The 13,085-nt window shown below is 70.0% G+C and carries 11 protein-coding genes; 4 read left to right on the top strand and 7 right to left on the bottom strand.

The features are described from left to right. Nucleotides 1-697 (top strand): YbfB/YjiJ family MFS transporter (locus VGJ14_18110; protein ID HEY2834342.1); only part of this gene is annotated, 697 nt, incomplete at its 5' end. 58 nt (nucleotides 698-755) lie between these two features. Then, nucleotides 756-1,673 (top strand): dihydropteroate synthase, encoded by a 918-nt coding sequence (folP, locus tag VGJ14_18115; protein HEY2834343.1) that lies wholly within the window; start codon nucleotides 756-758, stop codon nucleotides 1,671-1,673. On the opposite strand, the gene VGJ14_18120 is transcribed toward folP, so the two are convergent. Together VGJ14_18120 and VGJ14_18125 are read right to left on the bottom strand one after the other, a co-directional pair. Then, nucleotides 1,610-2,629 carry a glucosyl-3-phosphoglycerate synthase gene (locus tag VGJ14_18120; protein HEY2834344.1) on the bottom strand — a complete coding sequence of 340 codons (1,020 nt, stop codon included), beginning with the start codon at nucleotides 2,627-2,629 and terminating at the stop codon, nucleotides 1,610-1,612. The two genes, folP and VGJ14_18120, sit on opposite strands and share 64 nt — an antisense overlap. Nucleotides 2,630-2,712: 83 nt before the next feature. Further along, entirely contained in the window at nucleotides 2,713-5,010 is a 2,298-nt protein-coding gene (locus VGJ14_18125; protein HEY2834345.1) for a transglycosylase domain-containing protein, read from the bottom strand. Nucleotides 5,011-5,139: 129 nt separating this feature from the next. On the opposite strand from VGJ14_18125, the gene VGJ14_18130 reads away from it, so the two are divergent. Continuing rightward, complete coding sequence (locus tag VGJ14_18130; protein HEY2834346.1) at nucleotides 5,140-6,189, top strand: phosphatase PAP2 family protein; 1,050 nt, start codon at nucleotides 5,140-5,142, stop codon at nucleotides 6,187-6,189. On the opposite strand, the gene VGJ14_18135 is transcribed toward VGJ14_18130, so the two are convergent. The 3 genes from VGJ14_18135 to VGJ14_18145 form a co-directional block, all read right to left on the bottom strand. Continuing rightward, nucleotides 6,162-7,739: a pyruvate, phosphate dikinase gene (locus VGJ14_18135; GenBank protein ID HEY2834347.1), complete on the bottom strand. Its 1,578-nt coding sequence runs from the start codon at nucleotides 7,737-7,739 to the stop codon at nucleotides 6,162-6,164. The genes VGJ14_18130 and VGJ14_18135 overlap by 28 nt on opposite strands. A gap of 112 nt (nucleotides 7,740-7,851) precedes the next feature. Next, the gene (locus VGJ14_18140; protein HEY2834348.1) at nucleotides 7,852-8,694 is read right to left on the bottom strand and encodes a hypothetical protein; all 843 of its coding nucleotides are present in this window, start codon (nucleotides 8,692-8,694) and stop codon (nucleotides 7,852-7,854) included. Between the two features lie 31 nt (nucleotides 8,695-8,725). Then, nucleotides 8,726-10,066 carry a hypothetical protein gene (locus VGJ14_18145; protein ID HEY2834349.1) on the bottom strand — a complete coding sequence of 447 codons (1,341 nt, stop codon included), beginning with the start codon at nucleotides 10,064-10,066 and terminating at the stop codon, nucleotides 8,726-8,728. A gap of 228 nt (nucleotides 10,067-10,294) precedes the next feature. Between VGJ14_18145 and VGJ14_18150 the strand changes: the two genes are divergently transcribed. Continuing rightward, entirely contained in the window at nucleotides 10,295-11,116 is an 822-nt protein-coding gene (locus tag VGJ14_18150; GenBank protein ID HEY2834350.1) for a DUF2127 domain-containing protein, read from the top strand. A gap of 202 nt (nucleotides 11,117-11,318) precedes the next feature. Here the strand turns inward: VGJ14_18150 and VGJ14_18155 are convergent, their stop codons facing one another. Then, nucleotides 11,319-12,113, bottom strand: coding sequence for a hypothetical protein (locus VGJ14_18155; GenBank protein ID HEY2834351.1), 795 nt, complete (start codon nucleotides 12,111-12,113; stop codon nucleotides 11,319-11,321). 11 nt (nucleotides 12,114-12,124) lie between these two features. Beyond that, complete coding sequence (locus VGJ14_18160) at nucleotides 12,125-12,925, bottom strand: hypothetical protein (protein HEY2834352.1); 801 nt, start codon at nucleotides 12,923-12,925, stop codon at nucleotides 12,125-12,127. Nucleotides 12,926-13,085 lie beyond the last annotated feature (160 nt).

The raw sequence follows: 13,085 nt of genomic DNA on the forward strand, positions 1-13,085 counted from the left end.
CGCCGCGATCCCCGCAGCGTTGCGCTGCCCGGACGTACACCCGGCGCCGGCTCGACGGGTGCTCGGCTGGCCGGTTCGGGACTTCACGCCCTCGTTCATCGCCTACGCGTTCTTCGGCGCGGGCTACATCGCCTACATCACGTTCATCGTGGCCTATCTGAAGGCCGACGGGGCCGGACCGCACACCATCGCCGGGTTCTGGGCGGTGTTGGGCGCGGCCGGGGTGGTCACCGGGTTCGCCTGGGGGCCGGTGCTCAACGCGCTGCGCGGCGGCCACGGTCTGTCCGTGGTGTTGGCCCTGACGACTCTGGGCGCAGTGCTGCCGCCCGCGCTGGCCGGCAGTCGCACTGCGGACTACGTCTCCGCGGTGTGCTTCGGTGGTTCGTTCCTGGCGGTGGTCACCGCGGTGACCCACCTGACCCGCCGGGGGCTGCCGCCCGCTCAGGTGCCGGCCGGGATCGCGATCGCCACGGTGTGCTTCAGCGTCGGTCAGGCGGTGGGTCCGGTGCTGGCCGGGGCGCTGTCCCAGGGCGCGTCGGGCACCCGGGCCGGATTGTGGCTCGGCGTGGCGTTCCTGGGAGCGGGCAGCGTGGTCGCCCTGGTCCAGGAGGAGTTGGGCCAGCCGCCCGTAATAGTCTCCCAAAAGGCCCCGCCCGGGGACATGCGGTCCAGGCCGGCGGAAAGGATCTACCTATGAGTGACCGCGTCCACCGCCGGGCATCTGAGGCACCGTCACGTAGTTGAATGGGCACAGAATGACCGCAACACTGCGCGTCCGGGGGAGTGTCCGGCAGATTTCCGGCACGCTGGTGATGGGCGTGGTCAACGCCTCGCCGGAATCGTTCTCCGACGCCGGGCAGTACGCCACGCTCGACGACCGGATCGCGCTGGCCGATGGGCTGGTCGCGGCCGGCGCCGACGTCATCGACATCGGTGGCCAATCCGCGATCACCAACCAGCCCGAGGTGCAGGCCGCGCTGGAGATCGAGCGGGTGGTACCGATCGTCGAGTGGGTGCACCGGGCGCACCCCGACGTGCTCATCTCGGTGGACACCTACAAGCCGCCGGTGGTCGACGCCGTGCTCGCCGCCGGCGCGGACATCATCAATGACGTCAGCGGACTGCTCCACCCGGAGGTGGCGGGCCAGGCCGGCGCGGCCGGTGCCGCCCTGGTGATCATGCACAATCGGGCCCGGCCCAAGGTGCGCCTGCAGGACCCGGACCTCTACGACGACGTGCTCGCCGACGTGGTCTCCTTCCTGGCCACCCGCATGGAACGGGCGGTGCAGGCCGGCATGCCCCGCGAGGGCATCGTGCTCGATCCCGGCCCGGATTTCACCAAGACCCCGCAGCAAACCCTCGCGGTGCTACGCGGGCTGGACGCGCTGCGCGCGCTGGGCCGGCCGTTGCTGCTTGCCCTGTCCCGTAAGGATTTTCTCGGTGCGATCCTGAACAGGCCGCCGCGCGGTCGAGACGCCGGTTCACTGGCCGCGCTGGCCCTGTTGGGCGCGGCGGGCGGCAACATCGCCCGGGTGCACGACGTGGCCGCGTCGGTGGACGTGGTGCGCACCGTCGAGCACCTGATGGGGCGTCAGGAACTGTCGGGAACTTACCTACTGCCGGAGGAACTACGGCACGAACGCGGCGCGGCGGGTTCACCCGCGGCCACCTGACGGCGCACGTACTCCGGTTGATTGGCCATCGGCGGCCGCTCGTTCAGGTTCACCTCGTGGATGCGCGGGGTGACGCGGCCCGCCTCCCGCTGGAACTGGGTCAGCGTGAACCCCGCCGTGTCCTCGGTTCTGGTGGCATCCGGGAGCCGCGCCAGCATCGCGTGCCAGACCTGCACGGCCATCCGGCCCAAGGATGCGTCGTCCTGGTGTCGGTGTCGGCGCATGCCCAGATCGACCTGGGCGATGGCGTCCAGCCCGCTGTCGGCGAGGGTGTCGATGAGCACGGCGATCTCCACCCCGTAGCCACACGGGAACGTCAAGCGCTCCAGCAGGTCACGGCGCGCGGCCCACTCACCGGCCAACGGCTGCACCATGCCGGCCAACTCCGGCCAGTGCAGGTTGAGCATCGGCCGGGCGACCAACTCGGTGACCCGGCCGCCGCCGGCCGGCAGCACGGTGGCGCCGGCGTGCAACGGACGGTCGTAGAGACCCTTGACCAGCCGGACCTGCTGGTCCTCGAGCATCGGCCCGAGCAACCCGGTGACCATGTCGGTGGAGAACTGCTCCAGGTCGGCGTCCACGAACACGATCAGGTCGCCGCAGGTGCCCAGCAGCGACCGCCACATGGCGTCGCCCTTGCCGCGCACCGGGGCGGTGCGCGGCACCAGGTCGTCGGCGTGCACGACGTCGGCGCCGGCCGCGGCGGCCATGGCCGCGGTGCCGTCGGTGGACCCGGAGTCGATGACCACGATCTCGTCGACCAGCCGCACCGCCTCGTGCAGCTCGCGACGGATGGCGGACACGATGGTGCCGACGGTGCCCGCCTCGTTGAGCGCGGGCAGCACGCAGCTCACCGACAACCCGGTGGTTGCCTTCCGGCGCAGCAGTTCGTCCACCGGCCAATCGGCCACGGTGCTGGTGCGCTCAAAAAACCATTTCTCGACGTGAGGAAGCACCTGGGTCCGTCACTCCTGCACCGGCAGCGTCGCCATGCTCAAGACGCTACCCGACGGTTCGTGAAAACTTGACGGTGCGGTGGCTAAGGGGGACCGGCCGTGTCGTGACAGGCGGGCGGCCGCGGGCGACGTGTGCAGTCCACCGGCGGTTCCGTGCCGGCCGGCGGGTCGGTGGCCGTGGGTTCTGTGGTCGGCTCGCTGGACGGTTGCGAGGTTGCGGTGGCCGTGGGGTGCGTTCCACCACCGCCGCCACCACCGCCACCGAACGGCGGCAGGGTGAACGGCGGGAAGGTGAACCCGCCGGTGGGCTTGCTGGTCACCACCGGGGGCCCGGTGTCGGTGGGTTCCGGGGTCGGCGTCGCGGTGCCCTTCACGCCCGGGCCGATGTCGAAGTCCTCGACCTTCTTGCCCTTCAACGCCCCGGCCATGAACGTGGTCCAGGTCTGGGTCGGATAGACCGCGCCGAAGAACGTGGGCAGGCCGCCGACCCCGTCCAGCGACTCGGTGCCGTCGCCCTTGAAATAGAGCACCGACGCGGCAATCTGCGGGGTACACCCGTTGAACCAGGCGGTCAGGCTCTGGTGCGTGCCGGTCTTGCCGGCCACCGGTCGGCCCAGCGCCCGGGCCTTGGCACCGGTGCCCTGAGGCCCGTTGACCACGTACTCCATCGCGCGCAACGTGTCGGAGAGCACCGGCTTGGAGAACACCGGGTCTTGGGTGATCTGGATCTTCTTGATCGGGATCACCCCGCCATTGGGGCCCCTGACCAATTCCACGATGTGCTGCGGGGCCTGAATACCCTCACCGCACAACGTGGCATAGCCATCGGCGACCTCGGTGGGCCGGATGGAGGCCACGCCCAGCGCGATCAGCGGATAGTCGTACAGGCCGGGGGCGTTGCGCGGGATGCCCGCCCGAGCCATCGCGTCGTGGATCTTGGGTGGACCGACCTGCTGGGTGAGGTCCACGAACACCGTGTTGATGGACTGCTCGAGGCCGTCGTAAAGCGTGACGTGCTTGCCGTAGGAGGTGTTGAACTCGTTCTGCACCTTCTGCCCGTCGGGCAGCACGTACGGGGACTTGCCGGTGAACCTGCTGTCCAGGTCGAAGCCGTTCTCCAGGGCCGCGGCGACCGCGAACGGCTTCATCCCGGAACCCGGCTGGATCGGGGTGGTGGCGGTGTTCACCTGCGCGTATTTGTCCTTGCCCAAAAAGTCCTTGCCGCCGTACATGGCGAGGATGCGCCCGGTCTTCGGCTCCACCGCGGCCAGACCCACCCGCACGCCCTTGTTCTTCGTCTTCGGGAACTCCTTGGGTACCGCGGCCTCGGCGGAGGCCTGCGCCTGCGCGTCCAGCGTGGTGACGATCTGCAGGCCGCCGTTCTCCACCTGGTCCTTGGTCAGGTTTCGGTCGATCAGTTCTTTCTCGATGGCCTGCAGCAGATAACCGCGCTGCCCGCCGTAGCGGCTGGCGTTCTGCGCCTGCTTCGGGAACTTCGGGAACTTCTCGGTGGCCCGCTCCTGTGGGCTCAGCTTGCCGGTGGCGACCATGCCGTCCAGCACGTAAGCCCACCGGGTCTGCAATGCGGCCAGGCCGGCGGTGGTCGACGGGTCGTAATGGGCCGGCGAGCGGATGATCGCGGCCAGCACGGCGTCCTGGGAGACGGTCAGCCTGGCGACGTCGAGGTTGAAGTAGGCATTGGCCGCGGCCTGCACGCCGTAGGCACCGCGGCCCAGGTAGATGGTGTTGAGGTAGTTCTCCAGGATCTGATCCTTGGACAGGTCCTTGTCGATCTTGATGGACAGCAGCGCCTCGCGGAACTTGCGTTTGATCGTGCGTTCCTGCGTCAGGTAGTAGTTCTTCACGTACTGCTGGGTGATCGTCGAGCCGCCCTGGGTGGAGCCGCCGCGCAGGTTCACCCAGACCGCCCGGCCGATGCCCTTCGGGGAGATTCCGCTGTCGGTGTAGAAGCTGCGGTTCTCCGCGGCCAGCACCGCGTTGCGCAATTGCTCGGGCATCTGGGAAAGCGGCACGATCACCCGGTTGGTGTCACCGAAGCGGCCGAGCACGGTCTTGCCGTCCAGGTAGTACACCTGCGAGGTCTGCCGCAGCGCGCTGGCGTTGGCCGCCGGGATGGCGATCCGGGAATAGGCGACGAACAGGACCGCCAGCAGCACGCCGATGATGCCGAGCGCCGCCCACAGCGCCCGCACCAACCGTCGCTTGCGCGGCGGCTCCCCGCCACCGGTTGCGCCGGCTGTGCGCGCTGCCCGGTCCCCGGCCCGCCCGCGGTCCGGTCGGAACCAACCGTCCCCCTGCGTTTCCGGATTGTCGGACGCCTGCCCCGAGGGGCGTGCCCGGCGGCCGAACGGATTCCTCATGGGCGTTGATCCCTCTCGACGATCCGGTTGCCGGCCATTCTGTCGCGCCCGGTATGGCGCCCGGATGGGGTACGCGCCGGGCATCGTGAACGGAGCGTGGATCGTGTCTGAACAGGGCATGATGTCGTGATGCGGCGCGGCGGGGGAGTTGAGCTGACCCGCTGGGTGGTGCTGACGGTCTGGGGCGCTCTGCTGGTCTGGCAGATCCTCGCCCGCGGCATACCGTTCGACCGCGAGGGTTTGTTGCTGTGGATCGGTACCGGGCTGGCCGCGGCGTCGCTGGGCCGCCGCTCGGTGGCGCACTTGGTGATCGACTTCCTGCCGTTCGCGCTCGTTCTGATCGCCTATGACTACCTGCGCGGGTTCTCCTACCGGCTCGGCATGCCGACTTGGTGGTACCCGCAGATCAAGGTCGACCGGTGGTTGTGCTTCGGCCATGAACCGACGGTCTGGCTGCAGGAACACCTCAAGTACCCGGACGTGCGCTGGTGGGACGTCGCGGCGTACCTGTGCTACACCTCCTTCTTCTTGTTGCCGTACCTGACCGCGGCCGTGCTGTGGCTACGCAGCCGGGCGGACTTCTACCGCTGGTCGGCCCGCTTCGTGAGTCTGTCCTTCGTCGGCTTCGTGCTGTTCGCGTTGATCCCGGCGGCGCCGCCCTGGGCGGCGTCCCGATGCATGCCGGCCGAGGTCGCCGGGCATCCGTCCAACCCGGCCTGCATGCATGGGTACGGCCCCACGCCGCCGGGCGGGCTGCTCGGCGTCATGGACCACTCCCGCGAGGGCGCGTTGGACCGCATCCAACGCATCTCCGGGCGCGGCGCCGGCCCGCTGCACCTGGACACCGCGGCGGCGTTCTGGGACAAGGGCAAGAACACGGTGGACCTGGTCGCCGCGGTGCCGTCGCTGCACCTGGCGGGCACCGTGCTGTTCGTGCTGTTCCTGTGGCGCCGGGTGCACCGCCGCTGGCGGCCGGTGCTCGTGCTGTATCCGATCGCGATGACGTTCAGCCTGGTGTACTCCGGCGAGCATTACCTGTCCGACTGCCTGGCGGGGGCGCTGGTCGCGGTCGTCGTAGCCGTGATTGCCGACCGGGTGGAGGCCCGGCTGATGGCGGCCGGGGTGCCGCCCGAGCGAATGCCGGACGTCGGTCAGATGCCGGAGCCGGTCAGCGCGTAGTCCTCGCGCCAACTCAGATAACGGGCCAGGACCGGGTCCGCGAGCTGCCCCGGCGCGGTGATCCGTCGCCCGCGGCTGACCACCCCCAGGTCGCCGTCCACCGACACCAGTTCGCCCGCGACGATCTGTTTGCCCATCAGTTTCGCCGAGCGGCCGTCCGCGGCGATGGACAGCTCGCCGACCCCGCACACCGCGGGACGGTTCAACCCACGGGCGACCACCGCGGCGTGGCTGGTCCGTCCGCCGCGTCCGGTGACCATGCCGACCGAGGCGATCATCCCCGGCACGTCGGTGGGCGAGGTGGTGGGCCGCAGCAGGATCACGCTGAATCCCTTGGCGGCCAGCCGTTGCGCCTGGTCGTTGTCGAAGGCCGCCGCCCCGCTGACCGCACCGGGGCAGGTGGGCAATCCATGTGCCAGCACGTCGGCGGGGTCGGGCTCGGAGACGAAGCGCGCTGCCCCGGCCGCGGCCAACTGCTCGTCGTCGACCCGGGCCAGCGCCTCCTCGGCGGTGATGATGCCCTCGTCGAACAGATCCACCGCCAGGCGCACCGCGGCCCGGCCGCTGCGCTGGCCGATCCGGGTCTGCAACACATACAGCCGTCCGGCCTCGATGGTGAACTCGACATCGCACATGTCCCGGCTGTGCTCCTCGAGCACGGACAGCGCGGTCAGTAGTTCCGAGTGGGCCAGCGGCAGGCGGTCGGCCAGCACCGACAACGGCTGGGCGTCGAACTCACCGTTGAGTACGTCCTCGCCCTGGGCGCGGAACAACACGTCGCCGTACACCTCCGGCGCCCCGGTGGCCGGATCCCGGGTGAAGGCCACCCCGCTGGCCGACCGCTCGTCACGGTTGCCGAACACCATGGTCTGCACGGTCACCGCGGTGCCCGGGGCGTCGTCGATGCCGCGGTCGTCGCGGTAGGCGATCGCGCGCGGGGACATCCAGGACCGGAACACCGCCTCGATGGCCTCGCGCAACTGCCCGCGAGCATCCGGGAAGGCGGCACCCCGGGCGGTGATCAGCTGCTGCAGCGCGGTGCAGCGCGCCCGGGCGGCCGCCGCCGGGTCGGCGTGCGGGGCGACGTCGAGCAGGGCATCCGCCACCCGACCCGCGGCGATGCCGCGCACGGTGCGGGCGAAGCCGTCCAACAGCCGCTCGAAGGAGGTCCAAGCGAAGCGGGGGTCCCCCGTGCGGGCGGCCAGTCCGTGGGCGCCGGCCTCGGTGAGCCCGACGTTGAGGACGGTGTCCATCATTCCCGGCATGGACACCGGCGCCCCGGAACGCACCGAGACCAGCAAGGGGTCCGCGACGTCGCCGAACGCTCGACCGGTGCGCGACTGCAGCCCGCGCAACTCGTCCTCAACCTCGTCCATGAGGCCCTCGGGCAACGCGCCGTCGGCCAGGTAGGCGCGTCCGGCCGGGGTGCCGATCACGAAGGCCGGGGGCACGGGCAGGCCGAGCTCCATCAACTGCGCGAGCCCGGCGCCCTTACCGCCCAAAATCGCCGGGTCGGTCGAGCGGCCCACCGCAATCGCGTGGGTGAACATCAGTAGCTGCCTTCTTCCTACGAGCGTTGGCACCCACTGCCCATCTTCACCCGCTCGGCCCAACGGTGTCCGCAATCGTGCAGAACACCCATCGAATCCGGTGACGGCCTCACTAGGTGGTGCTGTCACTGCGGGCGGAGTAGTTCTCGCCGGTGCTCACCGACCCGAAGGAGCCGGACAGGCTGGTGTCGATCCGACCGGGGGTCGCGCCGGTGCCGGGCAGCCACAGTTCCTGGGTGCGGTTGACCGAGATCGGCGGGCAGTCCGCCCGGCCGGTGGGCGTCGCCGTGGTCACCAACTTCACGTGCCGGGCGCCGTCGTTGTCGGCGGGCAGCACGGTGCCCACGGTGTGCGCGTTCTCGCAGCCGTTGGACGAGGGCATGTCGAACTCCCAGCTGCCGTGCGGCCAGTTGGGCACCAACGGCACCGGCTGGGCGGGCGCCAGGTGCAGGTCGATGTGCCACATCCCGCCACGGGCCTGCAGTTCGTAGGCCGACAGGTACAACCCGTCCGGACCCGAACTGACCGTGAGTACCTCGGTCATCCCGCTGCCGTCCGGGTTGGTCGCGTCCAGGGTCCAGGTCTGCGATCCGCCGCCCGCGTCGGCGACGCCGAGGCGCAGACTCCCCGGCAGCGTGCCGAAGCTGGACTGTCCGGTCATCCGGTAGCTGGTGTCGCCCGGCGGCGGCAACGCGGTGCCGGAACTTGCGCCGGTGCCGCCCGCCGGGGCGCTCGGTGCACCGGTGACAACACCGGTCGCCGCGGCGGCGCTCGGCGTGGCCATGCCGGTGATCGGCAGGTCGCTGGGCAGCGGCGTGTACGAGGCGATGCCGACGTCGCTGCCCGCGGTCGCGGTAGGCCCGGGAGCGCTCAGCTCCGTTGTCTGGGAGTGGCTCCCGCAGGCGGCGGTGAGCAGCAGCAGCACGGGCACGGCGGTCAGGCGCGGGATTCGCATGCGTTCATGATCCCGCGCCTGCCCGGCTGCGTCAGCCGGTGACCAGCGCGGCCTTCAACGAGTCGATGGCGCCGGCCAGCGACTCGATGTGCGCCTTCAGGGCGTCGGCCACCGCGGCCGCGGGCAGCGCGCCGCCGGTCACCGTGGAGAAGAACTGGCCGGCCGAGGTGCGGTAGCCGTCCAGATCGGCGAGAGCTTTGGTCTTGTCCGCCGCGTTGCCGGTGGCGTCAGCGACGGCGTAGTCCACGAAGTTCTGGATGTGAGTACGCCACACCTGCAGGAAGGTGTTGGCCTTGGCGGCGTCGGAGACCGACTTCACCGCGTCGGACAGCTCAACGGAGTTCTTGTCCAGGGCGTCCGCGGCGGCCTTGAACTGCGCGCCCTTGACGCTGTCCTTATCCGTGTACGCGGTGAACACCGAGATCCCGGCCAGATAGACGTGCGAGGTGAGCAGACCGGTCAGGCCGGCCCGCAGGCCCGCCGACTTGTCGTCCGCCGAGCCCTTCATCTTCGTGGCCTTGGCGATACCGCCGGCCAGCACGTCGGCGGTCATTGCCATGTGATCGGCGGCGGTCTTCAGCTTCGCGTAGGCAGTAGTCTTGCCGGCTGCGAAGTCGTCCACCGCGGCGGCCAGTGTGTTGATGTGTTCCAGGGTGTCCTTCTCCACCGCGGACGCGGGCAGCACGCCGTTGGTGTTCTTGCTGAAGAACTGCCCGGAGGCCTTGGCGTAGCCCTTGAGCGCATCGACGGCCTGGGCCTTGATCTTGGCGCCCTTCGCGCCGCCGGTCTTGGCGCCGACTGCGTAGTTCACGAAGTCGGTCACGTGGGACCGCCAGGCCTCCAGGAACACCTTGCCCTGGTCGTCGCCCACGATCTTGCTGACCGCGTCGCCGATCGCCACGGAGTTGTCGTCCACCGATTTCGCGGCGGTCTTGAACGCGTCGGAGTCGGCCCCGGCGTGATAGGCGGTGGCCACCGCGATACCGGCCAGGTACACGTGCTCGGTGAGCAGGTAGGTCAGCCCGGAGCGCAGCGCGGAGGCGTCGGAGTCGACGGTGGCCGGGTACTTGGCGGCCTTCGCGATACCGCCGGCCAGCGCGTCGGCGGTATCGGGCATGTGCATGGCGGCGGTGCGAATGTCGGCGAACGGGTTGCCGGTGGAGACCGGGGTGAGGGCGGCGCCGGAGGAAGAGGCGGGGTCGCTGGGAGCGCTGGAGGACGCACCGTCGGCGGGGGCGCCCGCGCCGGTGCTCGACGACGAGGTGTCCTGGGCGGCGTTGGCCTTGCTGTCACTACCGCATCCGGCGAGACCGGCAATCAGGACGGCCGCGACCGAGGTCGCGACGAGGGAGCGGGTGGGCAGGATTCGCATGAGTTGGTTTCCCCTGATGTGTGGCAACGCGCGCGTCGGCGACGCTGTCGTGACGGACCGGGACCTCGGGATCCCCAAGGCCCCCTCGCAGCGGTCTTCGGACCCCGATCCAGGGGGGTTTGGCCCCTCGGGGGAAAATTACCGAGCCCGGGTATCCAGTCCCTTTCAGCCGCGAGTGGGCACCGCCGACGGTTACCCAAACGTTGTCCGTCGTTGGAAGGAGGGCGCGTGGGCATCCGGCTGGACAGCCGAGAACGCCGCACGTGCGGGCGGCAGGGTCACCTCACCTACGCGCCCGCCGAACCCGAGCTCGCTGCCCGACTGCGGGCGCACACCGCGCTGGGCGAGGCGTGGCGGTGCCTGCGCTGCGGTGACTGGGCGTTGGGCGCACCGGCCGGCTCCGGTCCCGCCGAGCAGGCCCCGGTGCCTGCCCGCGGCAAGGCGCTGCGCCAGTTGGCGCTGCTGCGGTTGCTGGCCGTCGAACGCGCCGTTCGGGCGGTGGTGCTGGTGGTGGCCGCTTACGGGGTGAAGCGGTTCGCCAGTGCGCAGACCTCGTTGCGTCGCTCGTTCAATGACGCGTTACCCGCGGCCAAGCCGTTGGCCGACCGGTTGGGCATCGACCTGGACCATTCCGTGCTGGTTCGGGAGGCAACCAAAGCGTTGCACGCCTCGCAGACCACGCTGACCTGGGTGGCGCTCGGCCTGGTGGCCTACGGGGTGCTGGAGGGGGTGGAGGCGGTGGGGCTCTGGCTGGCCCGCCGCTGGGCGGAGTACCTGACCGTCGTGGCCACCGCCGCGTTCCTGCCGCTGGAGGTCTACGAGATGTTCGAGCGCGCCACGCCGACGAAGATCGGCGCGTTCGTGCTGAACGTCGCGGTGGTGGTGTACCTGATCGTGGCCAAGCGGCTGTTCGGGGTGCGCGGCGGCGCCGCGGAGCACCACCGACAGATGCGTTCGGACTCGCTGCTGGAGGTCACCGCCGCGGGCACCGAGGCGGACCTGTCGGCCGCTCCACACGGCTCCGGGGCGGACGTCGGGATGGGTCGATAGCGCGTACGGCCCAAGGTGAAAAGGGTCACGTGAGTCGGGGAAGAAAACTCCGAGACGTTCAGTTACTTTGCGGTAGCGGGCGCTTGCGCCGCTGAACGCGATCAGCGATGACGCGTATCGACACCCTCACCGGGACGGAGGGGCAGTCGAGGCCCCGCAGCGTCGCCCCGGAGCTTGTCTCCGGGGCGACGCTCTTTGACCCTCAGTCCGCGGTCAGCGTGGTGCCGACCTTCTTGCCGGCCAGCGCCCGGGTGAGCGCGCCGGAGTCCAGACCGTTGATGATCTGGGCGCTGCGCACGTGCTTGGCCCGTTCCATCAGCTCCAGCACGGTGCGCTCCACCGGCAGGGTGCGCAACTTCTCCGCCTCGCCGGTGGTCATCGTCTTGCGCGTCTTGCCGTCCGCGTCCTGGATGCCGGCCACGTCCTTGACGTAGATCAGTCGGTTCGCGCCGTAGGTGTCGGCCAGCAGCAGGGCACCCGCGTCGGAGCCGAAGCGAGGCAGTTTGCCCGCCGGCGGCGGCGGCTCGTAGAGGCCGAACGGCGGGTAACCGTTGGACACCGCCAACGGGCAGGCCGCCAGGTGGGTGGCCAGTTGATGCGCGGCGGTGGCGTGCGGCACATAGGAGGCCCCATCGGTGGCCAGCAATCCGGCCAGCAGGTGTCCATTGGTCTCCGCCTCGGCGGCAATCAGCCCGGCCAGCACGCCGGTGGGCAGCCCCAGGTCCAGGCCGACGCCGAGCGCGTGCCGGCCGCGGATGCCCGGCCCGGTGAGCACCAGGATCCGTTGTGTCTTCATCGCCTTGCGCAGTTCCTGGACCAGGCCGGTGACCACGTCACCGCCGCGGTCCATCACCGAGCGGCCACCGAGGACCACCACGTCCAGCCAGGGCAGCATTCGGATCGGGTCCCGGTTCACCGGGCGCACCAGATCGGCGTCCAACAACGTCTGACGGGCCAGCGTGGACTCGACGTCCTTGACCCCGAACTCTCCGGTCATGTTCGTCTCCCTCAGTCCGCGCTGATGATCGTGCCGACGTGTTCGCCCGCAACCGCGCGGCGCAGCAACTCCGGCTTGAGTCCGTTGATGACCTGGATGGAGCGGATGTAGCGGGCCGACTTGAGCATCTGCAGCACCGGGCGCTCCACCACCACGTCGGACAGCTTCATGTCCTCCACCTCATCCACCGTGGCCCGCGGGATGAACGTCGCGTCCGGGTTGGTCTTCGGGTTCGCGGTGTACAGGCCGTCCTCGTCCTTGACGTAGATGACCTGCCTGCAGCCGTACACCTCGCTGATCAGGAACACCCCGGCGTCGGTGCGATAGGGCGGCAGCAGTCCCTCCTCCGGGGTGGGATGCCACATCCCGTACGGGGGCATGCCGGGGAAGATCACCGCGTGCACCTCAGCCAGGTACAGCGGCAGCGCGCTGAAGGCCTCGTTGCCGACCGTCGGCACGCCGTAACGGGCCATCAGATAGCCCAGCATGCGGGCGTTCTGCCCGGCCACCGCGGAGCCGACGTCGGAGAGCACCCCGGTGGGCAGACCCAACCCGGTGCCCACCGTGTAGGCGTGCCGGGCCCGGGTACCGCCGCCGGTGCCGATCAACAACGGGTTCTCGGCCTTGATCGCCACCATCTGGTCGATCAGCGGGTAGACCGCGGACCGACCCCGGTCCAGCACGGACTGTCCGCCGATTTTCAGCACCGTCGCGTCCGGCAGGATCGGGTAGTTCGGGGCGCCGGCCGTCGCGGCCAGCAGGTCGGGGTCGTCGAGCGGTCGGCCGAGCAGCGTGGTACCCGGGTCACTCATTGAGTTGGGCCCTTCTCGCGCGAATGGTTGGCGCCCTATCCTGCCGGCGCCGTTGATTTGCCGCCCTCTTTGATCGTCGTCGGGTCGGGTCGGCCTTAAGCTTGTGGAATGGATGCCTATCGGTACCTGACCATCAAACGCGATGCCGACATCGTGCACA

The organism is Sporichthyaceae bacterium, from assembly GCA_036493475.1.
GTDB lineage: Bacteria > Actinomycetota > Actinomycetes > Sporichthyales > Sporichthyaceae > DASQPJ01.

What these genes read in the sequence shown, in the direction of transcription:
- folP (HEY2834343.1), top strand. Translation starts at nt 756, where the DNA reads ATGACCGCAACACTGCGCGTCCGGGGGAGTGTCCGGCAGATTTCCGGC.
- VGJ14_18125 (HEY2834345.1), bottom strand. Translation starts at nt 5,010, where the DNA reads ATGAGGAATCCGTTCGGCCGCCGGGCACGCCCCTCGGGGCAGGCGTCC.
- VGJ14_18130 (HEY2834346.1), top strand. Translation starts at nt 5,140, where the DNA reads ATGCGGCGCGGCGGGGGAGTTGAGCTGACCCGCTGGGTGGTGCTGACG.
- VGJ14_18135 (HEY2834347.1), bottom strand. Translation starts at nt 7,739, where the DNA reads ATGTTCACCCACGCGATTGCGGTGGGCCGCTCGACCGACCCGGCGATT.
- VGJ14_18140 (HEY2834348.1), bottom strand. Translation starts at nt 8,694, where the DNA reads ATGCGAATCCCGCGCCTGACCGCCGTGCCCGTGCTGCTGCTGCTCACC.
- VGJ14_18145 (HEY2834349.1), bottom strand. Translation starts at nt 10,066, where the DNA reads ATGCGAATCCTGCCCACCCGCTCCCTCGTCGCGACCTCGGTCGCGGCC.
- VGJ14_18155 (HEY2834351.1), bottom strand. Translation starts at nt 12,113, where the DNA reads ATGACCGGAGAGTTCGGGGTCAAGGACGTCGAGTCCACGCTGGCCCGT.
- VGJ14_18160 (HEY2834352.1), bottom strand. Translation starts at nt 12,925, where the DNA reads ATGAGTGACCCGGGTACCACGCTGCTCGGCCGACCGCTCGACGACCCC.